22 protein-coding genes are annotated in these 25,337 nt (G+C 67.5%); 9 read left to right on the plus strand and 13 right to left on the minus strand.

The window, feature by feature from the left end; all coding sequences use genetic code 11:
- Positions 1–3: 3 nt before the first annotated feature.
- Positions 4–2,436 carry an ATP-dependent helicase HrpB gene (gene hrpB / locus QLQ86_RS06130; protein WP_282816239.1) on the plus strand — a complete coding sequence of 811 codons (2,433 nt, stop codon included), beginning with the start codon at positions 4–6 and terminating at the stop codon, positions 2,434–2,436.
- A 15-nt stretch (positions 2,437–2,451) separates the two neighbouring features.
- On the opposite strand, the gene QLQ86_RS06135 is transcribed toward hrpB, so the two are convergent.
- The 3 genes from QLQ86_RS06135 to QLQ86_RS06145 form a co-directional block, all read right to left on the minus strand.
- Positions 2,452–5,220, minus strand: coding sequence for a cation-translocating P-type ATPase (locus tag QLQ86_RS06135; protein WP_282816240.1), 2,769 nt, complete (start codon positions 5,218–5,220; stop codon positions 2,452–2,454).
- A gap of 206 nt (positions 5,221–5,426) precedes the next feature.
- Positions 5,427–8,219, minus strand: a complete 2,793-nt coding sequence (locus QLQ86_RS06140) for a cation-translocating P-type ATPase (RefSeq protein WP_282816241.1) — start codon at positions 8,217–8,219, stop codon at positions 5,427–5,429.
- Between the two features lie 97 nt (positions 8,220–8,316).
- A complete protein-coding gene (locus QLQ86_RS06145; RefSeq protein WP_282816242.1) occupies positions 8,317–8,577 on the minus strand; it encodes a hypothetical protein in 261 nt (86 codons plus the stop codon).
- Between the two features lie 94 nt (positions 8,578–8,671).
- Between QLQ86_RS06145 and QLQ86_RS06150 the strand changes: the two genes are divergently transcribed.
- The 3 genes from QLQ86_RS06150 (at position 8,672) to QLQ86_RS06160 (ending at position 10,909) form a co-directional block, all read left to right on the plus strand.
- A complete protein-coding gene (locus QLQ86_RS06150; protein ID WP_282816426.1) occupies positions 8,672–9,127 on the plus strand; it encodes a YchJ family protein in 456 nt (151 codons plus the stop codon).
- Between the two features lie 99 nt (positions 9,128–9,226).
- The gene (gene rluF / locus QLQ86_RS06155) at positions 9,227–10,249 is read left to right on the plus strand and encodes a 23S rRNA pseudouridine(2604) synthase RluF (RefSeq protein WP_282816243.1); all 1,023 of its coding nucleotides are present in this window, start codon (positions 9,227–9,229) and stop codon (positions 10,247–10,249) included.
- Positions 10,250–10,282: 33 nt separating this feature from the next.
- Entirely contained in the window at positions 10,283–10,909 is a 627-nt protein-coding gene (locus QLQ86_RS06160; protein ID WP_282736109.1) for a DUF938 domain-containing protein, read from the plus strand.
- 44 nt (positions 10,910–10,953) lie between these two features.
- Here QLQ86_RS06160 and QLQ86_RS06165 read toward each other — a convergent pair whose 3' ends face one another.
- Complete coding sequence (locus tag QLQ86_RS06165) at positions 10,954–11,775, minus strand: TlpA family protein disulfide reductase (protein ID WP_282736108.1); 822 nt, start codon at positions 11,773–11,775, stop codon at positions 10,954–10,956.
- 219 nt (positions 11,776–11,994) lie between these two features.
- Between QLQ86_RS06165 and QLQ86_RS06170 the strand changes: the two genes are divergently transcribed.
- Entirely contained in the window at positions 11,995–14,955 is a 2,961-nt protein-coding gene (locus tag QLQ86_RS06170) for a helix-turn-helix transcriptional regulator (RefSeq protein WP_282816244.1), read from the plus strand.
- A gap of 60 nt (positions 14,956–15,015) precedes the next feature.
- On the opposite strand, the gene QLQ86_RS06175 is transcribed toward QLQ86_RS06170, so the two are convergent.
- Positions 15,016–15,273, minus strand: coding sequence for a DUF4242 domain-containing protein (locus QLQ86_RS06175; protein WP_282816245.1), 258 nt, complete (start codon positions 15,271–15,273; stop codon positions 15,016–15,018).
- 358 nt (positions 15,274–15,631) lie between these two features.
- Here QLQ86_RS06175 and QLQ86_RS06180 point away from each other — a divergent pair, with 358 nt between their 5' ends.
- From QLQ86_RS06180 to QLQ86_RS06190, 3 genes are all read left to right on the plus strand, one after another.
- Complete coding sequence (locus QLQ86_RS06180; RefSeq protein ID WP_282736105.1) at positions 15,632–16,099, plus strand: hypothetical protein; 468 nt, start codon at positions 15,632–15,634, stop codon at positions 16,097–16,099.
- Positions 16,100–16,373: 274 nt separating this feature from the next.
- On the plus strand, positions 16,374–17,252 hold the full coding sequence (locus tag QLQ86_RS06185; protein WP_282816246.1) for an alpha/beta fold hydrolase: 879 nt from the start codon (positions 16,374–16,376) through the stop codon (positions 17,250–17,252).
- 15 nt (positions 17,253–17,267) lie between these two features.
- Positions 17,268–18,650: an FAD-binding oxidoreductase gene (locus tag QLQ86_RS06190; RefSeq protein ID WP_282816247.1), complete on the plus strand. Its 1,383-nt coding sequence runs from the start codon at positions 17,268–17,270 to the stop codon at positions 18,648–18,650.
- Positions 18,651–18,901: 251 nt separating this feature from the next.
- On the opposite strand, the gene QLQ86_RS06195 is transcribed toward QLQ86_RS06190, so the two are convergent.
- From QLQ86_RS06195 to QLQ86_RS06230, 8 genes are all read right to left on the minus strand, one after another.
- Entirely contained in the window at positions 18,902–19,093 is a 192-nt protein-coding gene (locus tag QLQ86_RS06195) for a hypothetical protein (RefSeq protein ID WP_282816248.1), read from the minus strand.
- A 41-nt stretch (positions 19,094–19,134) separates the two neighbouring features.
- Positions 19,135–20,394 (minus strand): TRAP transporter large permease, encoded by a 1,260-nt coding sequence (locus tag QLQ86_RS06200; protein ID WP_282816249.1) that lies wholly within the window; start codon positions 20,392–20,394, stop codon positions 19,135–19,137.
- Complete coding sequence (locus QLQ86_RS06205) at positions 20,391–20,915, minus strand: TRAP transporter small permease (protein WP_282816250.1); 525 nt, start codon at positions 20,913–20,915, stop codon at positions 20,391–20,393. The genes QLQ86_RS06200 and QLQ86_RS06205 overlap by 4 nt, the downstream gene beginning before the upstream one ends.
- The gene (locus QLQ86_RS06210; protein ID WP_282816251.1) at positions 20,916–21,911 is read right to left on the minus strand and encodes a TRAP transporter substrate-binding protein; all 996 of its coding nucleotides are present in this window, start codon (positions 21,909–21,911) and stop codon (positions 20,916–20,918) included.
- A gap of 83 nt (positions 21,912–21,994) precedes the next feature.
- Positions 21,995–22,483 (minus strand): GNAT family N-acetyltransferase, encoded by a 489-nt coding sequence (locus QLQ86_RS06215; RefSeq protein ID WP_282816252.1) that lies wholly within the window; start codon positions 22,481–22,483, stop codon positions 21,995–21,997.
- A gap of 32 nt (positions 22,484–22,515) precedes the next feature.
- Positions 22,516–23,361 (minus strand): deoxyribonuclease IV, encoded by an 846-nt coding sequence (gene nfo / locus QLQ86_RS06220; protein ID WP_282816253.1) that lies wholly within the window; start codon positions 23,359–23,361, stop codon positions 22,516–22,518.
- Between the two features lie 116 nt (positions 23,362–23,477).
- Positions 23,478–23,681 (minus strand): DUF2188 domain-containing protein, encoded by a 204-nt coding sequence (locus QLQ86_RS06225; protein WP_282816254.1) that lies wholly within the window; start codon positions 23,679–23,681, stop codon positions 23,478–23,480.
- Positions 23,682–23,841: 160 nt separating this feature from the next.
- On the minus strand, positions 23,842–24,090 hold the full coding sequence (locus tag QLQ86_RS06230) for a hypothetical protein (protein WP_282816255.1): 249 nt from the start codon (positions 24,088–24,090) through the stop codon (positions 23,842–23,844).
- A 202-nt stretch (positions 24,091–24,292) separates the two neighbouring features.
- Here QLQ86_RS06230 and QLQ86_RS06235 point away from each other — a divergent pair, with 202 nt between their 5' ends.
- Entirely contained in the window at positions 24,293–25,306 is a 1,014-nt protein-coding gene (locus QLQ86_RS06235; protein WP_282816256.1) for a GlxA family transcriptional regulator, read from the plus strand.
- Positions 25,307–25,337: the final 31 nt, after the last annotated feature.

The raw sequence follows: 25,337 nt of genomic DNA on the forward strand, positions 1-25,337 counted from the left end.
GCCATGACGCTGCCCATCGATTCTCGCCTCGACGCCATCCTCGATGCCCTCGAGACACACCCGCGCGCCCTGCTGGTCGCCGAGCCCGGCGCCGGCAAGACCACCCGGGTGCCGCTAGCGCTGCTCGAGGCCTTCTGGTGCACGGGGGGAAAGCTGCTGCTGCTGGAGCCCCGTCGGGTGGCGGCCCGCCTGGCCGCCGGCTTCATGGCCGAACAGCTCGGCGAGCGCGTCGGGGAAACCGTCGGCTATCGGATGCGCGGCGAGAGCCGGGTGGGGCCCTCGACCCGCCTGGAGGTCGTCACCCAGGGTGTGCTGACCCGCATGCTCCAGGACGACCCGATGCTCGAGGGGGTGGCCGGGGTGGTCTTCGACGAGTTCCACGAGCGCAGCCTGGAGGCGGACCTGGGCCTTGCACTGACCCTAGATGCCCAGTTGGGCCTGCGCGAGGACCTGCGCCTGCTGGTGATGTCGGCAACCCTGGATGTGAACGCCCTGCTGGGCGTGCTGGGCGAGGCCACGCCGGTGATCGACTGTCCGGGACGAAGCTTTTCCGTCGAGACCCGCTACCGGGCACTCAACAGCCGGGCAGAGGTGGCTCGTCAGCAGGCCACGGCACTGCTGGAGGCCCTCGAGCAGCAGGCAGGCGACGCCCTGGTGATCCTGCCCGGGGTGGCCGAGATCCGCCGGCTGGCCCGGGAGCTCGCCGTGCGGGCGCCGGACTTGGTCGTCATGGAATTGCATGGTCGCCTGCCCCTCGACGCCCAGCGGCGCGCCCTGCGTCCCGACCCCGAGGGGCGTCGTCGGGTGGTGCTGGCCACCGCCATCGCCGAATCGAGTGTCACGGTGGACGGCGTGCGGCTGGTGATCGATGCCGGCCAGGAGCGGGTGCCGGTCTTCCAGCCGCGCAGCGGGCTCACCCGGCTGGAGACGCGCCGCGTCAATCGTGCCAGCGCCGACCAGCGCCGTGGCCGCGCCGGCCGCCAGGGCCCTGGCCTCTGTGTGCGGCTATGGGGCGAGGAGCAGCCGCTCATTCCCCATGGCGAGCCCGAGATCCGTCAGGCCGACCTCGCGCCGCTGGCCTTCGAATTGGCGCGCTGGGGCATTCAGGACCCGGGCCAGCTCGCCTGGGTGACCCCGCCGCCCGGGGCGGCCCTGGCCGCTGGACGCGACCTGCTGCGCCGGCTGGGGCTGCTGGACGAGGCGTACCTCCTCACCCCGCTGGGGCGTGCCTGCGTGCGCTGGCCGACCCACCCGCGCCTGGCGGTGATGCTGGAGCGCTCCGACGCGCTCGAGGCCCGTCCCCTGGCCTGTGCCCTGGTGGCGCTGCTCGAAGGGCGTGGCCTGGACGAGGAGCGCGACCTGGAACGGGCGCTCCAGGCGCGGCTCAAGGCACCCCGGGCGCATCGCCAGTGGCAACGCGATGCCCAGCGGCTGGCGCGCATCGCCGGTGCGGCACTCCAGGTAACGCGCCTGGCGCCACTGGCCGAGCTGCTGGCGCTGGCCTATCCGGAGCGTGTCGCCCAGCGGCTGGCGCCGGGGCAATTCCGCCTGGCCAGTGGGGGGCACGCGACCCTTCAAGAGAGCCACCCCCTGGCCCATGCCGAGCTGCTGGTGGCCGCCGAGCTCGACGGCCAGGCCAGCGGGGCGCGCATCTTCCGCGCCGTGGCGCTTTCCCGAGCGCGGCTCGAGGCGCTCTATCCCGAGTGCGGCGAGTGGCGGGCGAGCCTGGAGTGGTCCGACGACCAGGGACGGCTCACGGGCGAGCAGGTACGGGGCCTTGGGGCGGTGGTGCTGGAAAGCAAGCCGCTGGCCAGGCTGCCACCGGAGGCGGTGCGCCGTGCGCTGCTCGAGGCGCTGCGTCGACGGGGGCTACCGCAGGGCGAGGCACTGAGGCAGCTGCAGGGCCGGGTGGCGCTGCTGCGCCGCCACCTGGGCGAGGCGTGGCCCGACTGGTCGGAGACGGCGCTGCTCGCGACCCTCGAGGCCTGGCTGGGTCCGCATCTGGACGGCATCACCCGACTGGACGCGGTGGAGCGCCTGCCCCTGGCGCGCCTGCTGCTCGACAGCCTGGACTGGGCGCTGCGCTCGCGCCTGGATGGGCTGGCGCCGGTGCGCCTGGCGGTGCCCAGCGGCGCCAGCCATCGGCTGGATTACACGCCGTGCCTGGCGGACAAGCCGCCGGTGCTGGCCGTAAAGCTGCAGGAGTGCTTCGGCTGGCAGGCCTCGCCGCGCGTGGCCGACGGACGGGTACCGGTGCTGCTGCACCTGCTCTCGCCGGCGCGTCGCCCGCTGCAGGTGACCGCCGACCTGGCGAGCTTCTGGGCCAGCGGCTACCCGGAGGTGCGCCGCGAGATGCGCGGCCGCTACCCCCGGCACCCCTGGCCCGAGGACCCCATGACCGCCGAGGCCACCGCCCGCACCAAGCGGCGGCAGTGAGGGGCTAGCGAGGGATCAGCGAGCTTCGGCTTCGTCGCGGCTGGTGGCATGGTCGCGCGGCCTGCCGCTGCCGCTCATGCCACGCCCTCGCAGTATCGTCTTCTCAGCCTCCACGACCAGGTAGATGGCCAGGCTGCCGGCCAGGATTACCCCCCAATGGCCCGCCGAGAGCCCCTCGCTGCCGAAGATCAGCTGCATGAAGGGCAGGTAGGTCCAGCCCAACTGCAGTGCGACAATCAGGCCGATCGAGATCCAGACCGAGCGGCTGCCGAAGATGCCCGAGAGCGACAGGGTGCTGCCGACCAGGAAGCGGCTGTTGATCAGGTAGGCGGCGCTGCCAATCACCAGCATGTTGACCGCGCCGGTGCGGGCCAGCATCTCGCTGCCGCCGTGCTGGAGGATCCAGCTGAACATGCCGAACACGCCGGCCAGCAGCAACAGCGAGACGAACACTACCCGCCACAGCAGGAAGAGGTCGAGCAGCGAGGCGTCCGGGTCGCGGGGCTGGCGCTGCATGATGTCCTTCTCGGCCCCTTCGAAGGCCAGCGCCAGGCCCAGGGTCACCGCCACCACCATGTTGACCCACAGCGCCTGCAGCGGCGTCACCGGCAGGGTGGTGCCGGCCAGTACCGCCAGCATGATCGCCAGGCCCTGGCCGCCGTTGGTGGGCAGCAGGAAGGTGATGGTCTTGCGGATATTGTCATAGACCTTGCGGCCCTCGCGGATGGCCCCGACGATGGTGGCGAAGTTGTCGTCGGCCAGCACCATCTCGGCGGCCTCCTTGGCGGCCTCGGTGCCCTGGATGCCCATCGCCACGCCGACGTCGGCGCGCTTGAGGGCCGGGCCGTCGTTCACGCCGTCGCCGGTCATGGCGCAGATCCCGCCCCGGGCCTGCATGGCCTGCACCAGCCGCAGCTTGTGCTCCGGGGCGGCGCGGGCATAGACATCCACCTCGAGGATGATCGCCTCGAGGTCCGCATCGCTCATCGCCTCGATCTCGCGCCCGCTGATGGCGCGGTCGGTCTGGGCGAAGCCCAGCTGTCTGGCGATCGCCTGAGCGGTCACGGCGTGATCCCCGGTGATCATCACCGGACGGATGCCGGCGGCCAGGCAGTCCTTCACCGCCTCGATGGCCTCCTCCCGGGGCGGGTCGAGCAGGCCGATGAGCCCGAGCAGCATCAGCTCCTGCTCGGCGTGCTCGTCGGTCAGCTCATGGACGTCCCGGACCGGCTTCTCGGCCAGGGCCAGCACCCGCAGGCCGCGCGAGGAGAGGTCGTGGATGCGCGCTTCCCATGTCGCGACATCCAGAGCCTGGCCCCCCTCCTCGGTGCGCACGCGGTGGCACATCTCCAGCAGGCGGTCCGGTGCGCCCTTGACCAGCAGGTACTGTTCCCCCTCCAACTCGTGGAGGGTCGCCATGTACTTGCGGTCGGACTCGAAGGGGATGGCGTCATGGCGGTTGTGGTCGTCGCGCAGCGTCCCGGTGGACAGCCCGGCCTTGGCCGCAGCCACCACCAGGGCGCCCTCGGTGGGATCGCCGTGGATCTTCCAGCGGCCATCTTCTTCTGTCAGCTCGGCGTCGTTGCACAGCACGCCGACCTTGAGGAAATTGCGCAGGGCATGGTGGTCATCCAGGTCCAGTGCCGCCGTCTCGGCCTCGCCGTCGCGCACGGCATGGAAGTCGCCCTCGGGGGAGAAGCCGACCCCATCGATGCGGATCTCGCCATCGGGCAGCCAGATGGCCTGGGCGGTCATCTCGTTGCGGGTCAGGGTGCCGGTCTTGTCGGAGAAGATGGTCGAGATGGAGCCCAGGGTCTCCACCGCGGGCAAGCGGCGGATGATGGCATTGCGCCTGGCCATGGTCTGGACGCCCAGGGCCAGGCCGATGGTGACGATGGCCGGCAGGCCCTCGGGGATGGCGGCCACCGCCAGGCCTACGGCGGCCATGAACATCTCACTGAGGGGCTGGTCATGGACCAGCACGCCAATGCCGGCCGTGAGTGCCGCGGCGCAGAGGATGAACATCGCCAGGACGCGGCCGGCGCGGTCGATCTGGCGCAGCAGCGGGGTCTTGAGCTGCTCCACGCCACGCAGCATCTCGGAGATGCGCCCTATCTGGGTGCGCGAACCGGTTTCCACCACCAGGCCTCGGGCATTGCCCTGGACCACGATGGTACTGGCGTAGGCCATGCCGGTGCGGTCACCCAGGTCGGCGTCCTCCGCCACCGCCTTGGTGGCCTTGTCCACTGGGGTGGACTCCCCGGTCAGCGAGGCCTCCTCGGTGCGAAAGCGCCGGGCTTCCATCAGGCGCAGGTCGGCCGGCACGCGGTCACCGCTCTCCACCAGCACGATGTCACCCGGCACCAGCTGCTCGGCGGGCAGAGTCTCGCGCCGGCCATCGCGCAGCACCTTGGCCTGGGGCGAGAGCATCTGGCGAATGCTCTCCAGGGCCTGTTCCGCCTTGCCCTCCTGGAGGAAGCCGATCAGCGCGATGATCAGCACCACGCCGAAGATGGCCGCCGCGTCCAGGGTGTGGCCGAGACCCAGGCTGGCGATGGCGGCCACGATCAGCACCAGCATCAGGATATTGTTGAACTGCTCCAGCAGGCGTTTCCACCAGGGACGGGCTTCGGCCTGCTGCAGCTGGTTAGGTCCGTGGTCAGCCAGCCGCTGCTCGGCCTCCGCGCGGCCCAGTCCATCGGTGCGACTCTCGAGACGCGCAAGGGCCTCCTCGGCCGACAGGGCATGCCAGTCGGTGAGCTCGTTCTGTGAGCGGTCGGTCATGGGTGTTCTCCGGCAGGACGCAGCAGCGCATCGACACCCATCCAGCATGTTGCACCGCGGTATTGCCGCGCAAGGCTTTCTCGGCCGAATGTGGCGTCCTGCCACCCCCGAGGCGCGCGGGCCGGCCTGCCGCCGAGGCCGTCAGCGCCGGGCTCTCGCACGCGGCCGCCCGCTCGTATCCCTGGCGCCCCCCGCGTATCGCGGTATCAGGCCTGCTGGCGTGAGCCCTCGCGGCGGATGGCGGTCTGCCCGGTCGACACCAGGTCGAAATGGCGCAGCACCCACTTTTCCAGTTCCACCACCAGAAACAGGCCAACTCCTGCAGTGAGGATCAGGCCCCAGTGGATCGGGCTCAGGGGCTCGCCCTCGAACAGCAGCTGCATGAAGGGCAGGTAGGTCCAGCCAAGCTGAATGGCGATGACCAGGCCGATGGCGAGCAGCACCGGCCGGCTGCCGAACAGCCCCTGCAGGCTCAGCGAACGGCCCACCACATAGCGGCTGTTGAGCAGGTAGACGATCTCGCCCATCACCAGCATGTTCACGGCGACGGCGCGGGCGAGTTCGAGGCTGCCGCCCTGGCCACGCACCCAGAAGAACAGGCCGACCACTGTCGCCACCAGCAGCACCGAGACGAACAGTACCCGCCACAGCATGAAGAGATCGAGCAGGGGAGCATCGGGATCGCGCGGCTTGCGGCGCATCAGGTCGGCCTCGGGGGACTCGAATACCAGCGCCATCCCCAGGGTCACGGCCGTGACCATGTTGACCCACAGGATCTGCAGCCCGGTGATCGGCAGCGTCATGCCGCCGAGCATCGCCAGCAGCACCGCCAGGCTCTCCGCGCCGTTGGTGGGCAGCAGGAAGGTGATGGTCTTGCGGATGTTGTCGTAGACCTTGCGGCCCTCTTCGATGGCCCTTTCGATGGTGGCGAAGTCGTCATCGGCCAGCACCATCTCCGAGGCTTCCTTGGCCGCCTCGGTGCCCTGGATGCCCATGGACACGCCGACGTCGGCGCGCTTGAGGGCCGGGCCGTCGTTGACACCATCGCCGGTCATGGCGCAGATGCCGCCCTGGGCCTGCATGGCCTTGACCAGCCGCAGCTTGTGTTCGGGCGCGGCCCGGGCAAACACATCCACCTCGCGAACGCTCTTCTCGAGTTCCTCATCCGACATCGCTTCGATGTCGCGACCGGCGAGGGCGTGCTCGGTCTGGGAGAAGCCCAGCTTTTCGGCAATGGCCCTGGCCGTTTCGGGGTGGTCGCCGGTGATCATCACCGGGCGGATGCCGGCGGCGAGGCACTGCTTGACGGCCTCGATGGCCGCTTCCCGCGGCGGGTCGAGAAGCCCTGTCATGCCCAGCAGCACCAGGCCCTGTTCGACGTCCTCGCGCTCGAACGATTCGCCCTCGTCAGCGACCTTTTCGGCAATGGCCAGCACGCGCAGCCCCCGGGCCGAGAGTTCCTTGATGTGGCGCTCCCAGGCCTGAGTGTCGAGCGCCACCTCCTCGCCGTCGTGACGCACCCGGTCGCACATGTCCAGCAGGCGGTCGGGCGCGCCCTTGACCAGTATCCGCTTCTCGCCCTCGATCTCGTTGAGGGTGGCCATGTAGCGGTATTCCGATTCGAAGGGCAGGGTATCCAGGCAGGGAGACGCCTCGCGCAGCCTCGAGACGTCGAGGCCGGCCTTGGCGGCCGCCACCACCAGCGCCCCTTCGGTGGGATCGCCTTCGATGAACCAGCGGTCGTCTTCCTGCTTGAGCTCTGCCTCGTTGCACAGCACCGCGGCAACCAGCAGGCGTTCGAGGTCTGGATAGTCGGCAAGGTCGAGCGTCTCGCCTTTCTCCTCGCGCGTCTCGTCTTCTGTCTCGCCCTCGGCTGATTCGGAGGCCTCGTGAAGGCTGCCCTCGGGGGAGAAGCCCACCCCGGAAAGGCGTACCTCCCTGGCCGCGAGGCGGATGGCCCGCGCGGTCATCTCGTTGCGGGTCAGGGTGCCGGTCTTGTCGGTGAAGATCGTGGAAATCGAGCCCAGGGTCTCGACGGCAGGCAGGCGACGGACGATGGCGTTGCGCCGCGCCATCGCCTGAACGCCGATGGCAAGGCCGATGGTGACGATGGCCGGGAGGCCCTGAGGAATGGCGGCCACGGCCAGGGCAACGGCCGCCATGAACATCTCGGTGGCCGGCTGGCTGTGCACGAAGATGCCGAAGGCCGCCGCGAAGGCGGCACCGCCGACGATGAAAATGGCCAGCACGTTGCCGGCGCGGTCGAGCTGGGCGAGCAGGGGCGTCTTGAGCGTCTCCACGCCCTGCAGCATCTCGGAGATGCGCCCGATCTGCGTGTGGCGGCCGGTCTCCACCACCAGGCCCCGGGCGCTGCCCTGGACGACCAGGGTGCCGGCATGGGCCATGGCGCTGCGCTCGGCCAGCGCGACGTCCGCATCGACGGCCTCGCTGGATTTCTCGACGGGCTCGGATTCGCCGGTGAGCGGCGCTTCCTGGGTGCGCAGACGCTGGCTCTTGATCAGGCGCAGGTCGGCGGGCACCCGGTCGCCGCTCTCGATCAGCACGATGTCGCCCGGCACCAGGGATTCGGCGTCCAGGGTGGCGCGCTTGCCGTCGCGCAGCACCTTGGCCTGGGGGGAGAGCATGGTGCGAATGCTGTCCAGCGCCCGCTCGGCCTTGCCCTCCTGGAAGAAGCCGATCAGGGCGATGATCACCACCACGGCGACGATCACCGCGGCGTCCAGCGAGTGGCCAAGCAACTGGCTCGCCACCGCCGCGACGATCAGAATCAGCATCAGCACATTGTTGAACTGCTCGGCCAGGCGTCGATACCAAGGGCGCGACTCGGCCTGCTGCAGCTGGTTGGGGCCGTATTCGTCGAGCCGTCGCTTGGCGTCCTGGCTATCCAGCCCTTCGCGGTGACTCTCCAGCTGGTCAAGGGCCTCCTCGGGCGACAGGGCGTGCCAGTCGGTAGCGCCGTTCTGGGAACGATCGGTCATGATGGGTCTCCGGCCGGGAGCGAGAATTCAATGTCCGAGAAACAGCATGTTGCACTGCAGTGTTACCACGCAAGGCTTTCCCGCCAAGCCATCGGGATCACCGGGTCATGAAGGCCACCCGTGTGCCGCAGGCCAGGCGCTGCGTCGCGGAGGGGGTGGGTTCCCGAGGGTAGTCCGACCATGGCATCGGAGCCCTCTGCCCAGTGAGAACCCCTTCCCGATGATGGAACGGGACGATGTAATAGCCCATGTCCAACGACTGGATCTCCACCAGTGGCAGCGTGTCATGCGATAACCAGCGGCGCAGTGCTTCGGCGGTCAGGGTGGCGGGCATGGCGGGGGCAGGAAGGCGTTCCATGGTAGATTCCCTCATGGCATATCGAACACGGCATGGCGCGTATGGATCGACACGAGTCTTCTATATCTATCGTTATTCGTACAGGGTTTCCATGATGTTGCCTTCGGATGGCTGCCCCTGCGGCAGCGGCCTGCCCCTCGCCGAGTGCTGTGGCCGCCACCATGCCGGCGAGCCGGCCCCCACGCCACAGGCCCTGATGCGCTCGCGCTACTCTGCCTTCGCCCTGAACCTCACCGACTACCTGCTGGCAAGCTGGCATCCCGACACCCGTCCGGTGAGTCTCCTCCCGGATGAAACGACCCGCTGGGTGGCACTGGAGATCCTGGAGAGCAGCGAGGAAGTTGACGAGGGCGTCGTACATTTTCGCGCCACCTTCCGCGAGGGGCGACGGTTCTTCGTGCTGGAGGAGCGTTCGCGCTTCCTGCGCGAGCGGGGGCGCTGGTTCTATCGCGACGGCGATTCGACCATCGCCCGGCTCAAGCCGGGGCGCAACGATCCCTGCCCCTGTGGTCGCCCTCGCAAGTTCAAGAGCTGCTGTGGCCGGGGCTGAATGCCTCTCGGGCTCGCTGGTCGTGAGGCGGGTCAGCCCTTACACTGCCCGGTGCCGTGCCACTTCGGCCCTCTTATCACCTCGTCCCGGACGCGTCCCATGGCCCAGACCCTCTCGAAACGGATCAACAAGTACATCAGCGAGAGTGGCATGTGCTCGAGGCGAGAGGCCGACCGCTACATCGAGCAGGGCAACGTGCACATCGACGGCAGGCGCGCTTCCCCGGGGGATCAGGTCTTCCCGGGCAGCGTGGTGAAGGTTAATGGCCGGGTCGTCGAGCCGCTGGCGCTGGAGGCCGAGGATCTGGTGTTCATCGCCCTCAACAAGCCGGTGGGCATTGTCAGCACCACTGACCCCGACGAGAAGGCCAATATCGTCGACTTCATCGGGCACGGCGCGCGGATCTTTCCCATCGGCCGGCTGGACAAGGACTCCCAGGGGCTGATCTTCCTGACCAACAATGGCGACCTGGTCAACCGTATCCTGCGGGCGAGCAACCAGCACGAGAAGGAGTACCGGGTCACCGTCAACAGGCCGATCACCGATGAGTTCATCGCCGGTATGGGCGCGGGCGTGCCGATCCTCGGCGAGGTCACCCGCAAGTGCCGGGTGATCAAGGAGTCCCGGTTCGTCTTCAACATCACCCTGGTGCAGGGGCTCAATCGCCAGATCCGCCGCATGTGCGAGGCGTTCGGCTTTGAGGTGGTGAAGCTCGAGCGGATCCGGATCATGAACGTGACACTCAAGGGTCTGGCGACGGGGGACTGGCGGGACCTGACGCCGACCGAGGTGGCGACGATCCTTGCCATGACCGAGCACTCCACCTCCGAGGCCCGAACAGACTCACGCCGGTCGGCCCGGCGCAAGGGCGCCAAGGCTGGTGCCGGCAAGCAGGGGCCGCAGAAGCCCGGGACGCCCCGCCGTGGTGTGGGCGGCAAGCCCGCCACCGGGAAGGGGGCGAAACGCAAGGCCGGCGGCAAGGACGCGCCTGGCAAGTCCCACGGCGCCAAGCCGGTGCCAGCCGGCAAGACATCCAGAACCCAGAAACCGGGATCCAAGCCGGCGAAGGGGGGCCGCCTGAAGGCCGGTGGTCCGTCCCGCAAGCCCAAGGGCAGGAAGTAGCCGCCTTCCTAAGCACCGGCCATGAGGAGCGCCATGAACGACCCACGCCTGCAGAGCCCCGCCGCGGCCCGCAATCGACAGCCGATCCTGGAGGTCCTGCGGCAGGTGCTGCCCGACCGTGCCCGGGTGCTGGAGGTGGCCAGCGGCAGCGGCGAGCATGCCGTCTACCTTGCCGGCGCCGCTCCTGGCTGGTCCTGGCGGCCCAGCGATCCCAGTCCCCGGGCGCTGGCCTCCATCGCCGCCTGGCGCGAGGCCGCGGGCCTGGCGAACCTGCACGAGCCCGTGGAGCTGGACGTGACCGGCGACTGGCCGGCGGCGTCCTTCGACGCCGTGGTGGCCATCAACCTGCTGCATATCTCGCCCTGGGCGGTCACCGAGGCACTGCTGGCGGGTGCCGGCGCCGCTCTGGTGCCCGGTGGCGTGCTCTACCTCTATGGGCCGTTCAGGCGGGAGGGTCGCCACACGGCATCCAGCAATGCGGCCTTCGATGCCGACCTGCGCGCCCGCGATCCGCGTTGGGGCATCCGTGACCTGGCGGCGGTGGCGGCCGAGGCCGAGCGATGGGGTCTCGGCCTCGAGCAGGTGGTGCCCATGCCGGCCAACAACCTCAGCCTGGTGTTCCGCCAGTCGGACCAGGTCACGCGCAGCTCCGCCTGGTAGTTGGCCGGCCTCGGGCCTCGGGGGAAGGGACTCCGCGGACCGGCTCAGCGCAGCCGTTCCAGCTCACGATTGAGCGTTGCCCGGGAGAGCTCGCCGAAGTGGGTATCGAGCAGCCGGCCATCGGCATCGTAGAAAAGGGTGGTGGGCATTGCCCTGGCACCGACGCGATCGCCGAAGGCCAGCTGGGCATCGAGCAGCAGGTTGTCGAGTTCGAGGGACTCGTGGTCCAGGAAACGACGGACCTGAGCCGGGTCCTCGCCCTGGTTGAGAAACACGAAGGTGATGTCCCCCTCCTTCCGCTGGGCATCGGCGAGCACCGGCATTTCGCGACGGCAGGGCGGGCACCAGGTCGCCCAGAGGTTTACCACCATGGGCTGGCCCTCGGCGGCCTGCAGCTCGGGGAGGCGGATGGCGTCGCCGGCAAGGGTGGCGAGCGCCGTCTCGGGCACCGGGCGGCTCTTCCCGGCCATCAGGCCGAGGGTGCCGGCTGTCACGCCCCAGGTGAGTATCCCCGCGGCCAGCGCGCCGCCCAGGGCCTTGCGCTGGGCGGGTTGCCGCCACAGTCGCCAGGCCGCATAGGCGAGCCCGGCCGTGAGGCCGCCGAGGATATCGAAGCCACCGTCGCGGATGTCGAGCATCGCCAGCGGCCCGCCGTAGTCCTGGTGGTAGCGCGCCACGAAGACCAGTCGTGCGCCGACCAGCGCGACCAGGAGGAGCGTCGAGAGGGTGTCGCCGACCCCCAGGCGCTGGCGCCGCCCCAGCAGCAGGCCGGTGATGAGGGCGACGCCGAGGGCGAAGACGATCAGCAGCTGGCCCAGGCTCAGGCCCAGTGGGCCGATGGCGATGCTCCGGGAGAGGAGGTTCATGGTCGGTCACGTCGGTCGGGAATGTAGACCCCAGCATGCCCGGCCGCGGTTAGTGCCGCATTAAGTGCCCCTCATGCTCCGAATGGGGGACACGCCCAGGGGGCGGTTAAACTAGGCTTATCAGATAAATGATCGTTCGGCTCTGCGAGCAGCATCATGCGGTGTCATCACTGTGGTTGCGTTAATCGTGAGGAGGCTGCGTTCTGTGATGAATGCGGCATGGTCTTGACATGCATCGCTGTACCGCAGACAGGCTTCATCGGCCGCCGGGTCGAGTTGGCTGTCCTTGATAATGCGATGCAGCAGACCCTGGCCGGGCAGGGGCGGTTAGTACTGCTAAGCGGTGACCCCGGCATTGGCAAGACGCATACCGCCCAGGAATTCGCTAGCCGTGCCGAGCAGCAGGGGATGCGGGTTTTCTGGGGGCGCTGCTACGAGGAGCCGGGCGCACCGCTGTACTGGCCCTGGCTGCAGCTACTGCGGGGCTGGCTTGAGGAAACCGACTCGGTACTGCCTGATGAAATGGCGGGCAGCGATGCCGGAGTGATCGCCGAACTGCTTCCCGAACTGCGGCAGCGCCTGCCTGAGTTGCTGGAGACGCCGTCCATCGACGATCCTGCCCAGGCTCGCTTTCGGCTCCTCGATACCCTCACGCGGTTCTGGCAACAGACCGCACGGCTCCAGCCTCTGGTGCTGATTCTGGACGATCTGCACTGGGCCGATACTGCCTCGCTCAAGCTGCTGGAATTCCTGGCCCGGGAGATCGCGACCAGCCCGCTGCTGCTGCTCGCTAGCTTTCGTGATAACGCGATGAGCCGTCAGCATCCGCTCTCCGATACCCTCGGTGAACTGTCTCGTCTGCCTCATTGCCAGCGCCTGACGCTGAGCGGCATGTCGCGCGATGAAACCGAGCAGTACCTGGGCTCGCTGGCCGGCACCCTTCCGCTGATTGTTGTCGCGACAGCGATATACCAGCACAGCGAGGGCAATCCGCTGTTCATGCGTGAGCTGTCTCGCTACCTGCTGCAGGAAGGCCTTCCCGCAGACGGGGTGCTACCACGCATCCCGTCGGGCATCCGCGAGATCATCGGCCAGCGTTTGAACGCATTATCGCGCGACTGTAACAGCTTGCTCGGCATGGCGTCGGTGATCGGCCGGCGCTTCGAGCTCGAGTTGCTGGCCGGCCTGGCGCTGCCCGAAACCAAGTTACTGGACCTTCTGGACGAGGCGCTGGAGGTGCACATCATCGAGGAGCTTCCGCAACCGGGCCATTTCCAGTTCAATCACGCCCTGGTTCGTGAAACCCTCTACGAGGAGCTGTCGACCCCACGGCGAATGAGTCTGCATCGAAAGGCCGGTGAGCGGCTGGAAACACTGCATCCACACGATCTACAGGCCCGTCTTCCGGAACTCGCCCACCACTTCGCCGAGGCCGCCCCCGACGGCACGGCCGAAACGGCCATCGACTATGCCGAACGGGCCGGTGACCGGGCCGATACGCTGCTGGCCTACGAGGAAGCGGTACATTTCCACCACCTGGCCCTGCAACTGCTGGAGCAATACCTGCCACAGGACAGCGAACGCCACTGCCGCTTGCTGCTGGCCCTGGCGGAAGCACACAACCGGGCCGGCGGGCATGCCGATGACTCCCTGGGCCACTTCATGCAGGCCGTCGAACTGGCGCGCCAGGTGGGGACGGCCGCAAATTGGTCCGTCCCCATGCTGGCCCATGCCGCCCTCGGCTACGAAAGCGTCGGCTGGCGGATCGGTCGTCATGGGGATCGGGCGGTAGCACTGCTGGAGGAAGCCTTGGCGGCCCTGGACCCAGCGGCGGAGCGTCTGCGCGCCAAGCTGCTGGCGGCGCTGTGTCGGGCCAATATCTACTGCGACCGGCCTCAGGCCGCCCATGCGGCGCTTCGGCAGGCGACCCGACTGGCGCGCCGGCTGGGTGATCCCCGTACGCTGTTCGAGGCACTCAGCGCCATTGTGCCGGCACGCTCGTGGCCGGAACACCTGGAGGAGCGTCTGGCCGCCGCAAGCGAGGCCCTCGAACTGGTGCACCAGGCGGGGCACCCGGAATGGGCGGTCGGTGACATGTCCGGCTGGTACATCGGGGATCTGATGGAAGACGGCGATATCGACACGGCCCGGGCCGTGCTCGATCTGCACCTGCAGGTGGCCAATGCCTGCCGACAGCCCTTTCTGCAGGCTGTCGGCCTGAGTGCCCAGGCCATGCTGGCCACTCACCGCGGCCGTTTCGCCGAAGCCGAGCAGCAAGCGCGGGAAAACCTGATCGTCGGCCGACGCTTTTCTCCGGAGCATGCCGAGGGAGTGTTCGGCATGCAGATGTTCACCCTGCGCCGGGAGCAGGGCCGTCTGGGTGAGTTGCAGCCGGTGCTGCGACATTTCGTGCAGAATACGCCCGAGGCAGCTGCATGGCGACCGGGACTGGCCGTGCTTTACGTCGAACTCGAACGGCTGGAGGAGGCGCGCCTCGAGTTCAAGTACCTGATGACCGATGAACTCAAGGCCGTGTCACGCGATGCCATGTGGTCGACCAGTATCACCTACCTGGCAGAAGTCTGTGCACGGCTCGACGAGGCTGGGTATGCCACCCCCCTTTACCGCCATCTGCTGCCCTATGTCGGGCGCAACATCGTCTTCGGAGCCCATACCGTCTGCTACGGTTCGGCCGACCGATTTCTCGGCATGCTGGCGGCCACCCTGAAGCAGTGGGACACCGCCGAGCGGCACTTCCAGACCGCTCTGGCGATGGATGAACGCACTGGGGGATGGCCCTGGCTGGCCCATGACCGCTTCCAGTACGCCCGTGTGCTGGCGCAACGCAAGAAACCCGAGCCGGCGAGGGCATTGGTGGAAGCGGCGGAGCAGACTGCCCGTGGGCTTGGTATGGAGGCGTTGGCACGGCGCTGTGCGACGCTACGCGAAACCCTCTCGACCCGCCCGGTCTACCCGGCCGGATTGAGCGGGCGAGAAGTGCAGGTGTTGCAATTGCTCGCTGCCGGACGGAGCAACCGTGAGGTGGCCGAACGACTCTTCCTTAGCCCGAATACCGTTGCCAATCATGTACGAAACATCCTGGCCAAGACCAACACCGCCAACCGCACGGAAGCGGCCGCCTATGCCATCGGGCACGGGCTCGTCGAAAACCGGCCATGAGCCATCGTCGCCGAGCCATCAGCAGGTACCGCCGGGCGGTGAGGCCTCTCCTCGACCCGTTCAGGCAAATGCCGTGGGATTTATCTCGCTGACCTCGACGATCACATCAGCCGGTACGCCGGCACGCCTGGCCGCTTCGCGGATGGCCTCGGAATCGGAGGCCTCGTACAGACAGTAGGTCTTCTTCTTGTCCGCACTGAGAAAGGAAAACAGCCAGTGCACGCCGATGTCCTGGTTGATCTCGGTGATCTCCCTTACGCCCTCGGCGGTCACATCGAGCCGTTCGGCATAATTGCGTTCGATCAGAAACAAAGGCATGGCGCATTACTCCCTGAAACGGGACAGGCTCGCCCTATACGATCTCACTATAGCCCACCCCAAGGCACGGGAACGCGCAGGGTTCTCCGGGATCTCGTCCTGCCCGTTGAGCCTTTGTCATGTGCGTGGCCACCATTGCGGAATTGCCACAGCCATGAACTCCTCCGTCCCCGGTATTTGTCACCGGCATCCTTCACACGACATCGAATGAAGTCAGGTGGTCAACCCTGATCATTCGAGCGGTCGTGTGGGTGCCAGTCAAATGATCCGTTCTGTCGATGTGCCAAAGATGGCCGCCTCCTAGGCTTGAATGACACGTCCATTGCCGACGTGCGATCAAGCCAGAGGAGACAGTGCCATGAGAACCACCATCGTTAGCTGTTTCGCGGTCATCGCCCTGGGTCTCGCCTTCGGTGCCGCTGCCGCCGAGCAGACGCTGAAACCCATCCATGCGTATCGTCTGGGAAACGGGGAGCAAGCTGCGGTGCTCTATTACACCGAGCGGGGCGACGGCTACGAGATCGTTACCACCTGGGTCGACGAGCAGGAAGTGCAGATGCGCCACATCGGCCACCTCGAGCCCGGCCAGCGCTATACCCTGTCACTGGGCGGCCTCAGTCCCCCGGTCCAGTTCACGGTCCATGGCGATGCCGGCCAGGTGGTCATGGACGTGCCCGACCGTCCGGCCTATGCGCAACGGTGCCGCGGGCCCGAGGCCGGCTATCCGACCCCGCTGCAACGCCGGGTCCTCTGCCCAAGTGATCGAGGGGTTGCGAGTCGCCCCTTGTCAGCCGGTATCGGGCCGACGCGGCGCGGTCAGCAGTGATCGATCGGGTCGTGCCTTGTGCGCGAGCGCGGGTTCCCCGGACCGTCCATCACGTCCGAGGCGCGTCCCGATAGTCAATTCTGACCATGTCGGCCGCCTTCGTTGCCTGCCCGCAAATAGTCAGACCTGTCGATGTCTTCTTCGACGGCTCGCCCTAGGTTGATGTCAGAACCCTCGCCATCGTCAACCCTATTGATGGTCCGATGGCCGATGTCCATGACCAATAACCGAGGGAGTGGGGAGAGCCGCCATGCACAGATTGCTCGATGTTTTCATGTTATCTGCCGCCGTCGCTCTGGCCGGCCAGTCTTCCAGCGTCTTCGCCCAGCAGACCTCCACGGTGGAGGTCAATGGCGTCACGCTGCGCTACGTCGACGAAGGCGAAGGCAAGCCCGTGATCTTTGTGCCCGCCGCCATCGCCGATCACCGGGGCTGGGAACCGTACCGCGTGACCATCGCCCGTGAGCACCGCTTCATCACCTATACCCAGCGCTATTTCGGCACAGAGCCCTGGCCGGACGACGGCGAGCAGTTCTCCAGCGAGACCCATGCCGCCGACCTGGCGGCCTTTATCGAGGCACTGGATGCCGGGCCGGTCTATCTGGTTACCTGGTCGTACAGCGGTCAAATCGTTCCGCTGATGGCGCTGGAACACCCGGAGCTGGTGCGTGGCATGGTGCATTACGAGCCCTTTGTCCCCTCACTGGTCGCCGAGTTGCCGGAGGAGCGTCAGGCCGCCATCGCAGAGGAGAGAAAGAAATACGGCCCGGCCATGGAGGCACTGGAGGCCGACGATGCGGAACAGGCCACCAAGCTGTTCATCGAGGCCGTCTTCCAGCGACCGCCGGGTGGCTTCGAGCAGGAACCGGATTACATGCGCACCATCTGGCTGGATAACGCCCGCACGGTGCCGCCGCAGATGAACATGACGCCACCCGCCATCACCTGCGAGGATCTGGCGACCCTCGAGCAGCCGACCCTGATCCTCAAGGGTGAGCATGCCGACATCTATTTCGAGTCGGTCGCCGACATCATGGCGCAGTGTCAACCGCAGGCCGAGCTAGGGGTGATTCCCGGCGTCAATCACGATGGGACATTCAATGCTGTCGAGGACTTTACCGCCGCCATTCTCGATTTTCTGGCCGAGCATTGAGAGGGGGGCACTGCCATGAGCACAGATACCGCACGGGATACCTTCAGAGCCGACCTGCGCGGCGCCCTGATACAGACTGGTGATCCCGACTACGAGCCGGCCCGCCGGCTCTACAACGGCATGATCGACAAGCACCCGCGGCTGATCGTTCGTTGCGGGAACGTTGCCGACGTGATTCGTGCGGTCCATTTCGCCCGCGAGCAGGGCCTGCCCCTGGCGGTGCGTTGCGGCGGCCACAGCGGTGCGGGCCTGGGCAGCTGCGACGATGGCATGGTCATCGATCTCTCGATGCTGCGCGGCATCCGCATCGATCCCGCCATGCGCACCGCGCGGGTCGAGGGCGGTTGCACCTGGGGGGAGGTGGATCACGTTACCCACGCCTTCGGCCTGGCCACGGTCAGCGGCATCATCTCCACCACCGGGGTGGGCGGGCTCACCCTGGGCGGCGGCCACGGTCATCTGAGCCGCCAGTATGGGTTGACCATCGACAACCTGCTGGAGGCCGACCTGGTGCTGGCCGATGGCCGCTTCGTCACCGTGAGCGAGACCCAGCACCCCGAGCTGTTCTGGGCCATCCGTGGCGGTGGCGGCAACTTCGGCGTGGTGACCTCGTTCCTGTTCCAGCTGCATCCGGTGAGCCAGGTGAATGCCGGACCAACGCTGTGGGAACTGGAACATGCGGGGGCCGTGCTGCGCTGGTATCGCAACTTCATCACGGGCGCCCCCGAATCGCTGAACGGCTTCTTCGCCTTCCTGAGCGTGCCGCCGGGGCCGCCGTTCCCCGAGCATCTGCACAATAAGCAGATGTGCGGCATCGTCTGGTGTCATACCGGGCCCGAGGAAGAAGCCGACAGACTCCTGGCGGCGGCGGTGCATGAACCCGCAGAACCGGCGCTGCACGGTGTCCAGCCCATGCCCTATCCGCTGCTGCAGAGCGCCTTCGACGACCTCTATCGACCCGGTTTGCACTGGTACTGGCGTGGCGATTTCGTTACCGAGCTCAGCGATGCGGCCATTGAACGCCACGTCGAATTCGCGGCGGTACCGACGCCGCTATCGACGATGCACCTGTACCCGGTCGATGGCGCGGTTCACCGTGTGGGGCGCAAGGATACCGCCTTCAGCTACCGCGAGGCGAAATGGTCCGAGGTCATCGTCGGCGTTGATCCCGACCCGGCGAACCGGGACAGGATCATCCGCTGGACCAGGAATTACTGGGAAGCGCTGCACCCCTTCTCCGTCGGCGGTGCCTATGTCAACTTCATCATGGACGACGAGGGCCAGGAGCGAGTTCGGGCCACCTACCGTGACAACTACGTGCGGCTAGCGCGCATCAAGGCCGAGTACGACCCAGACAACCTGTTCAGGATCAATCACAACATACCTCCGGCCGGCTGACTCGCGACGCCCGGAGCGCATGCCGAGCGGACGAATCTGGCACGCCCTCATGCGGGACGCGGTCCATAACTTCCCGGGTTCATATACCGAAGGCGAGGCGCCGCCCGGTCTCCTTCGTCTCCGGCCGCTTCCTGGCGCAGGTCGTGGCCATTGTGGTGGAGAAGGGGGTTGCCATCTACCGCCTGGTGTATCGGCAAAGGGTAAGAGGCGAGCCGGCAGATCGAGATATCCGTGCAGGATTACCTGCCCTCTTATTCCGGGATCTCGCCGGGCTCCCGATACTCGACGCCCTCGGCCTGGCGTTCCTCGCGGGTCTTGGTCTCGTCCTCGGCGGGCACGCCCCACACGGTTTCCCGGCGACCGTCCTCCCAGGTGTAGGTGGTGCAGCCGGCCAGCAGGGCCAGGGCAAGCAGGCCGACGACAGGCGGTATCGATCGATGCATCGGAAACTCCTCGTTGTGTGGTGAACTGGTGATCAAGGGCGCTAGCCGGAGAGGCCCAGCAGGATCGGGACATAGACCACCAGCAGCAGCACGGCGACCAGCCCCAGCAGGTAGGGAATGATGGCACGGGTGATGCGCTCCAGCGGCAGTTGGGTGACCGAGGAGGCCACATAGAGGTTGATCGCCACCGGCGGGGTGATCATGCCGATGGCGAGTCCCACCACGATGATCAGCCCGAAGTGGATGGGGTCGATGCCCAGCTGGGTCACCAGCGGCAGCAGTACCGGGGTGAGGATGATCAGGGCGCTGGCCGTCTCGATGAAGACGCCGGTGAGCAGGATCACCGCCACCACCAGCAGCATGATCACGTAGGGGTCGGTGGACAGCGACAGCACCGCCTGGGCGATGGCACCGGGGACCTGCCAGCTGGAGAGTGTCCAGCTCAGTACCGCCGAGGTGGCGATCACCAGCATGATCACCGAGGTGGTGATCGCCGAGCGGATCAGGATGCGGTAGACGTCGGTGAGGCTCAGGTCGCGGTAGACGAACAGCGACACCAGCAGGGCGTAGTTGACCGCCACCACGGCCGCCTCGCTGGGCGTGAACACGCCGGAGAAGATGCCGCCGAGGATGATCACCGGGGTCGCGAGGCCCCAGCTCGCGCTCCTGAAGGTGCACCAGATGGTGGCCGGCGAGAAGGCGGTGCCGCGCGGGTAGTTGCGCCGGTAGGCCTGGACGATGGCGATAGCGCCCAGGCCAAGGCCCATGGCGATGCCGGGCAGGATGCCGCTGAGGAACAGCTTGGAGACCGACTGCTGGGCGATCACCGCATAGATGATCATCGGCACCGACGGCGGAATCACCACGCCGATGGTGCCGCTGGCGGCGATCAGGCTGGCCGCCGAGGCGGGATCGTAGCCCTTCTTGCGAAGCTCCGGCACCAGGCTCGAGCCCACCGCGGCCGTGGTGGCGGCCCCGGAGCCGGAGATGGCGGCGAAGAACATGCCGGCGCCCACCGAGACGATGGAGAGGCCGCCCTTGAGGAAGCCGAACAGCGAGTCGGCGAAGGCCACCAGTTTCTCGCTCACCTTGCCCTGGGCCATCAGGTCGCCGGCCAGGATGAACATGGGCACCGCCACCAGGGCGAAGGAGTTGATGCCCTGGAACATCTGCTGGGGCACCACCATCAGCGGCACGCCCTGGGCATGGAGCGCCACCAGGGCGCTGGCGCCGATGGCCAGCGCGATGGGCACGCCGAGCAGCATGAAGGCCAGGAACAGCACGAAGAGCAGGGCGGTCATGCGGCGGGCTCCTCGGCGTGCACAGGGGGCTCGCCCAGCGCCAGGGCAACGATGTCCACCAGCGCATACCAGGCCATGATCGCCGCTGTCAGCGGCATGACCGCATAGACCCAGGTCATGGAGAGACGCAGCGAGGCGGACTTCTGGAAGCTCTGCACCTGCATGTACTCGTACCCGATGTTCACCAGAGCCACCAGGAAGCCCAGGGCCACCAGCAGGGCGGCGATACGCGTCAGCCGCCGGGGCAGCCCGGGCAGGGCGTCGACCACGAAGGTCACGGCGATATGCCGCCCGCGCCGAAAGGCCAGGGTGGCGGCGAGGAAGGTGATCCAGATCAGCAGGAAACGGGCGACCTCCTCGGTCCAGCCCACCGCAGTGAAGAAGACCCGCGAGACGACCTGTAGGGTGATCACACCGATCAACGCCGCCATCGCCGTGAAGACCACGGGGGCGATGACGGCGTCGAGGGCGCGCTCACTCCACCGCAGCGGTCGCAGCAGGGAATGGGCGAGCGGGGACACTTACTCGAGCGCCTCCTGGATGCGCGGCAGGGTGTCGCCGAACTGCTCGCCGTACTTCTCGTAGACTGGCGCCACGGCCTCCTGGAAGGCGGCGATGTCGGGCTCCTCGACGATCTGCATGCCCGCCTCGCGAAGCTCGGCCAGCTGCTCGGCCTCCATCTCGGCGTTGACCTGGCGCTCGTGCTCGGCGGCCTCCTGGGCGGCCTGCTCGATCACCGCCTGGGCGGCTTCCGGCAGCGTGTTCCAGACCGGCATGCCCATCACGAAGAGTGCCGGCGCGTAGGTATGGCGCGACAGCGTCATGTGATCCTGGGTCTCGTAGAGCTTGAAGGAGTGGATGACGTTGACCGGGTTCTCCTGGCCGTCGATGGTGCCCTGCTGCATGGCGGTGAGGGCCTCGGTCCAGGCCATCGGCACCGCGTTGGCGCCGAGCTCCCGGAAGGTGTCGACGTAGACCGGGTTCTCCATCACGCGGATGCGCAGGCCGTCGATATCCGCCGGCGTCTCCACCGGACGCTCGCTGTTGGTGAGGTTGCGGAAGCCGCGCTCGGCGTAGGCCAGGCCCTTGAGGTTGACCTCGGCGAGGCGGTCCAGCAGCTCCTGGCCGATCGGGCCATCGAGTACCTCGTAGGCGGCCTCCGGGGAGGGGAAGAGGAAGGGCAGCTCGAAGACCGCCATCTCCTCGAGGAAGTTGGCCACCGGCCCGTTGGTGATCACGCCCATGTCCACGGTGCCGATCTGCATGCCCTCGAGCAGGGTGCGCTCGTCGCCGAGGCTGGCGTTGGGGTAGAGCTCGATGTCCACCTTGCCCTCGGTGCGCTCTTCCACCAGTTCCTCGAACTTCTCGGCGGCGATATGGAAGCCGTCCTGCTCGTTGACCACGTGGGCCAGGCGCAGGGTGACGGGATCCACGTCGGCGAACTCGGAGGCGTTGGCGCCGGCGGTCATGGCCAGCGAGACGGCGAGTGCCAGCGTGCTGCGTGAAAAACCTTTCATTGTCATTTTTCCTTCGGTGAGTCAGTTACTTGGTGAGCATGCCCGAGGCCGGTGCCGGGGGTCAAACGGCACGCCGGCGCGCCTCACAGCAGTCGGTACATCACATGGGCGTCCGTCAGGCCCAGCGCCGGGTGACGGAAGGCCCGGGGGAGGGTGCCGATGATCGTGAAGCCGTGCTTCTGCCACCGCCGGATGGCCACCTCGTTGCTGGCGACCACCAGGTTGTACTGCATGGCGACGAAGCCCAGCTCCCGGGCCAGGGCCAGGGAGTGCTCGCACATCTCGCCGGCGATGCCCTGGCCGCGGGCGTGGTCGGCGACCAGGTAGCCACAGTTGCAGACATGGTCGCCGGGACCGGGCTGGTTGGCCTTGAGGGTGTAGGTGCCGGTGACCTGGCCCGCGTCATCGACGGCCACGCGCACGGCGCGGGGCAGCTCGATCCACATGCGATGGGCGTCCTGCTCGCTGATGTCACGGGGTACCGCATAGGTCTCGCCGGCACGGAAGACCGGTTCGAGAATGGCCCACAGGGCTGGCCAGTCGTCGGGCTGGTAGGGGCGGATGCGGATCATGCGGTGGCTCCTTGCCGTAAGGGAAATCTGGGTCAGGCGGCCTGCTGCGCACGCAGCCAGGCGATCTCGTCGGCCCAGATCGTCGGGTCGATGGTCTCGAGGATCAGGGGCATCCCGTCGAGGCGCGGGTCGCGCATCAGTGTGGTGAAGGCGTCGAGCCCGATATTGCCCTGGCCCAGGCTGTGGTGGCGGTCCACCCGGCTGCCGAGTTCACTCTTGGCGTCGTTGAGGTGCATGCCGCGCAGGAAGTCGCAGCCGACCACCCGGTCGAACTCGTCCAGGGTGGCGGTGGTGGCCTCGGGCGTGCGCAGGTCGTAGCCGGCCGCGAAGGCGTGGCAGGTGTCGAGGCACACCCCGACCCGGGACTTGTCCTCCACCTGCTCGATGATCTCGGCGAGGTGCTCGAAGCGCCAGCCCAGGTTGCTCCCCTGGCCGGCGGTGTTCTCGATCACGGCGGTGACGCCGCGGGTCTCGGCGAGCGCCTCGTTGATCGACTCGGCGATACGCGAGAGGCAGTCCGTTTCGCTGGTCTTCTTCAGATGGCTGCCGGGATGAAAGTTGAGGCGGTCGATGCCCAGCTGCTCGCAGCGCTGGAGCTCGTCGAGGAAGGCGGCCCGGGACTTGGCGAGTCCCTCCGCCTCGGGATGGCCCAGGTTGATCAGGTAGCTGTCGTGGGGAAGGATCTGTCCCGGCCCGAAGCCGTGCTCGTGGCAGGCGGCGCGGAAGGCCTCGATGACCGCGTCGGATAGCGGCTTGGCCTGCCATTGGCGCTGGTTCTTGGTGAACAGCGCGAAGGCGTTGGCACCGATCTCCACGGCGCGCCGCACTGCCTGGTCGACACCGCCTGCCGCGCTCACGTGGGCACCGAGGTATTTCATGGCCGTCTCCCGCCGGGTAGATCAGTGATTCATGGTGCAGGGAAGTCTACACCAGCGTGGCGAGAGCGTGTGATGGCTGAGGCGACGAGGACGCCGATCCCGGCCCCTGTCGTCGACTAGCCCTGGTCGCTGGAGGGCGGGGCTGTGCCGTCCTCGTGATGGATCACGAGGGTGGTCTTCTGGTTGAAGCTGACCTTCCGGCCATAGGCCTCGGCCGCCTTCTTGGTGGCGAAGTGCCGGGTGGCTCGCCCGGAACTGCCCCTGTGCAAGCTCCAGCCCCCCTTGGCATTCGGCACTACATGGTGCGTCGACCGATTCATCGTCGTCCCTCCTGTGCGGTGGACGCTAGCGGGATGGTGCATTCTGTATTATAGCGTTCCCGTCGGGTGGCGAGGCGGTTTCGCCGCGGCGCATGACCCCGGTCATGCCATGGCGATCTCGCCTGGAAGAATGGCCAACGACGAGGGGACGGGGACGCGGCTACACGAACTCGGGATCCTCCGTCCTGACGGTGATCGCCTCCTCCTCACCGGGCACCATCACGGCGAACTCGCCCCCGCCGAGGTGGGTGACCGAGTGGCCCTCCCGGGTCCGGAAGCTAGGGAGGCCGCTGCGGGTCGCGCCGGCGTGCTGCAGGTCGCTGAGATCCCGGACGCTGACGAACATGTCGATGAAATACTCGTTGCCGGCCTGGTCGAAGGCCAGGATGGTTCTCTCGTTTCTGGACACGGGGGACACCTCGGATGGACAAGCCTGGGGTTCATTCTAGCCGTGGCCGGCGGGCGCCTTCCATTGCCCCGTGCCAGGGTGGTGATCCTCCCGGTGACAGCGGGTATCCTCACGGCGATGAATCGGGATGCGGCCGTCGCGCGCCGGCCCGATGCCGGGGAGCGGAGTGATCGGCCGCGGATTGGGATGGAGGAGATGCGCCTTGCGCCTGGACTATCAGGGGCTGCTGCCCGAAGCCGTGGGGTTCCTGTTGCTGCCGCGTTTCTCGATGATGGCGTTCTTCTCGGCGGTGGAGCCGCTGAGGATCGCCAACCGGATCACGGGGCGTGCGCTGTTCGAGTGGACGCTGATCAGCGAGGACGGTGAGCCGGTCACCGCCTCCAACGGCATGACGCTGCTGGCCGACCGTGCCATCGGGGAGGTGCATCGGCTGCCCTCGCTGGCGGTCTGCAGCGGCTTCGGTCCCGAGGACAGCCTGAGCCGTCCCCTGATGGCCTGGCTGCATCGCCTGGACCAGTCCGGCTGCGTACTTGGCGGGCTCGACACCGGCGGCTTCCTGCTGGCGGAGGCGGGCTTGCTGGAGGGCGAGCGCGTCACCCTGCACTGGGAGAGCCTGCCGGCCTTCCAGGAGCGCTTCCCGGGCATCGAGACCTCCGACGAGCTCTTCGAACTGGGGCGGCGGCGCTTCTCCTGTGCCGGTGGCACGGCGGCGATGGACATGGCCCTGGAGGTGATCGCCCGTCGCCATGGGTCGCGACTGGCGGTCGATGTCTCGGAGCAGCTGATCCACGAGCGGATCCGCACCCGCCGTGACCAGCAGCGCATGTCGCTGGCAAGGCGACTTGGCATCCATAACCGCCGCCTGGTGGAGGCCATCTCCCTGATGGAGCGCCACCAGCAGGTGCCCCTCTCGCTGGAAGCGGTGGCGAGCCGCAGCGGTGTCTCCCCGCGTCAGCTGCAACGCCTCTTCGAGCAGCATCTCGGCACGTCCCCCCGGGCCTGGTACCTGAATCTGAGGCTGGCGCGTGCCCGCCACCTGCTTGCCGAGACGGACAGGGATGTCCTATCGGTAGCGCTGGCCTGCGGTTTCACCTCGGGCTCCGCCTTCTCGCGAGCCTTCAAGGCCCGCTATGGCCTGTCGCCGCGGGAGTCGAGGCGCCGGCAAGGAGAGGCCGAGGCACTGTCGAACAAGCCCACGTCGGGCGAGCGCGGGTGATGGTTGTCCCCCGGCAACCAGATGTCGTGGG

This window comes from Halomonas rhizosphaerae, assembly GCF_030012485.1.
In the GTDB taxonomy this organism is placed as follows: domain Bacteria; phylum Pseudomonadota; class Gammaproteobacteria; order Pseudomonadales; family Halomonadaceae; genus Halomonas; species Halomonas rhizosphaerae.

What these genes read in the sequence shown, in the direction of transcription:
- QLQ86_RS06185 (WP_282816246.1), top strand. Translation starts at nt 16,374, where the DNA reads ATGTTATCTGCCGCCGTCGCTCTGGCCGGCCAGTCTTCCAGCGTCTTC.
- QLQ86_RS06165 (WP_282736108.1), bottom strand. Translation starts at nt 11,775, where the DNA reads ATGAACCTCCTCTCCCGGAGCATCGCCATCGGCCCACTGGGCCTGAGC.
- QLQ86_RS06200 (WP_282816249.1), bottom strand. Translation starts at nt 20,394, where the DNA reads ATGACCGCCCTGCTCTTCGTGCTGTTCCTGGCCTTCATGCTGCTCGGC.
- QLQ86_RS06150 (WP_282816426.1), top strand. Translation starts at nt 8,672, where the DNA reads ATGTTGCCTTCGGATGGCTGCCCCTGCGGCAGCGGCCTGCCCCTCGCC.
- QLQ86_RS06210 (WP_282816251.1), bottom strand. Translation starts at nt 21,911, where the DNA reads ATGAAAGGTTTTTCACGCAGCACGCTGGCACTCGCCGTCTCGCTGGCC.
- rluF (WP_282816243.1), top strand. Translation starts at nt 9,227, where the DNA reads ATGGCCCAGACCCTCTCGAAACGGATCAACAAGTACATCAGCGAGAGT.
- QLQ86_RS06140 (WP_282816241.1), bottom strand. Translation starts at nt 8,219, where the DNA reads ATGACCGATCGTTCCCAGAACGGCGCTACCGACTGGCACGCCCTGTCG.
- QLQ86_RS06180 (WP_282736105.1), top strand. Translation starts at nt 15,632, where the DNA reads ATGAGAACCACCATCGTTAGCTGTTTCGCGGTCATCGCCCTGGGTCTC.
- QLQ86_RS06195 (WP_282816248.1), bottom strand. Translation starts at nt 19,093, where the DNA reads ATGCATCGATCGATACCGCCTGTCGTCGGCCTGCTTGCCCTGGCCCTG.
- QLQ86_RS06215 (WP_282816252.1), bottom strand. Translation starts at nt 22,483, where the DNA reads ATGATCCGCATCCGCCCCTACCAGCCCGACGACTGGCCAGCCCTGTGG.
- QLQ86_RS06160 (WP_282736109.1), top strand. Translation starts at nt 10,283, where the DNA reads ATGAACGACCCACGCCTGCAGAGCCCCGCCGCGGCCCGCAATCGACAG.
- QLQ86_RS06175 (WP_282816245.1), bottom strand. Translation starts at nt 15,273, where the DNA reads ATGCCTTTGTTTCTGATCGAACGCAATTATGCCGAACGGCTCGATGTG.
- QLQ86_RS06190 (WP_282816247.1), top strand. Translation starts at nt 17,268, where the DNA reads ATGAGCACAGATACCGCACGGGATACCTTCAGAGCCGACCTGCGCGGC.
- QLQ86_RS06170 (WP_282816244.1), top strand. Translation starts at nt 11,995, where the DNA reads ATGGTCTTGACATGCATCGCTGTACCGCAGACAGGCTTCATCGGCCGC.
- QLQ86_RS06225 (WP_282816254.1), bottom strand. Translation starts at nt 23,681, where the DNA reads ATGAATCGGTCGACGCACCATGTAGTGCCGAATGCCAAGGGGGGCTGG.
- hrpB (WP_282816239.1), top strand. Translation starts at nt 4, where the DNA reads ATGACGCTGCCCATCGATTCTCGCCTCGACGCCATCCTCGATGCCCTC.
- QLQ86_RS06135 (WP_282816240.1), bottom strand. Translation starts at nt 5,220, where the DNA reads ATGACCGACCGCTCACAGAACGAGCTCACCGACTGGCATGCCCTGTCG.
- nfo (WP_282816253.1), bottom strand. Translation starts at nt 23,361, where the DNA reads ATGAAATACCTCGGTGCCCACGTGAGCGCGGCAGGCGGTGTCGACCAG.
- QLQ86_RS06145 (WP_282816242.1), bottom strand. Translation starts at nt 8,577, where the DNA reads ATGGAACGCCTTCCTGCCCCCGCCATGCCCGCCACCCTGACCGCCGAA.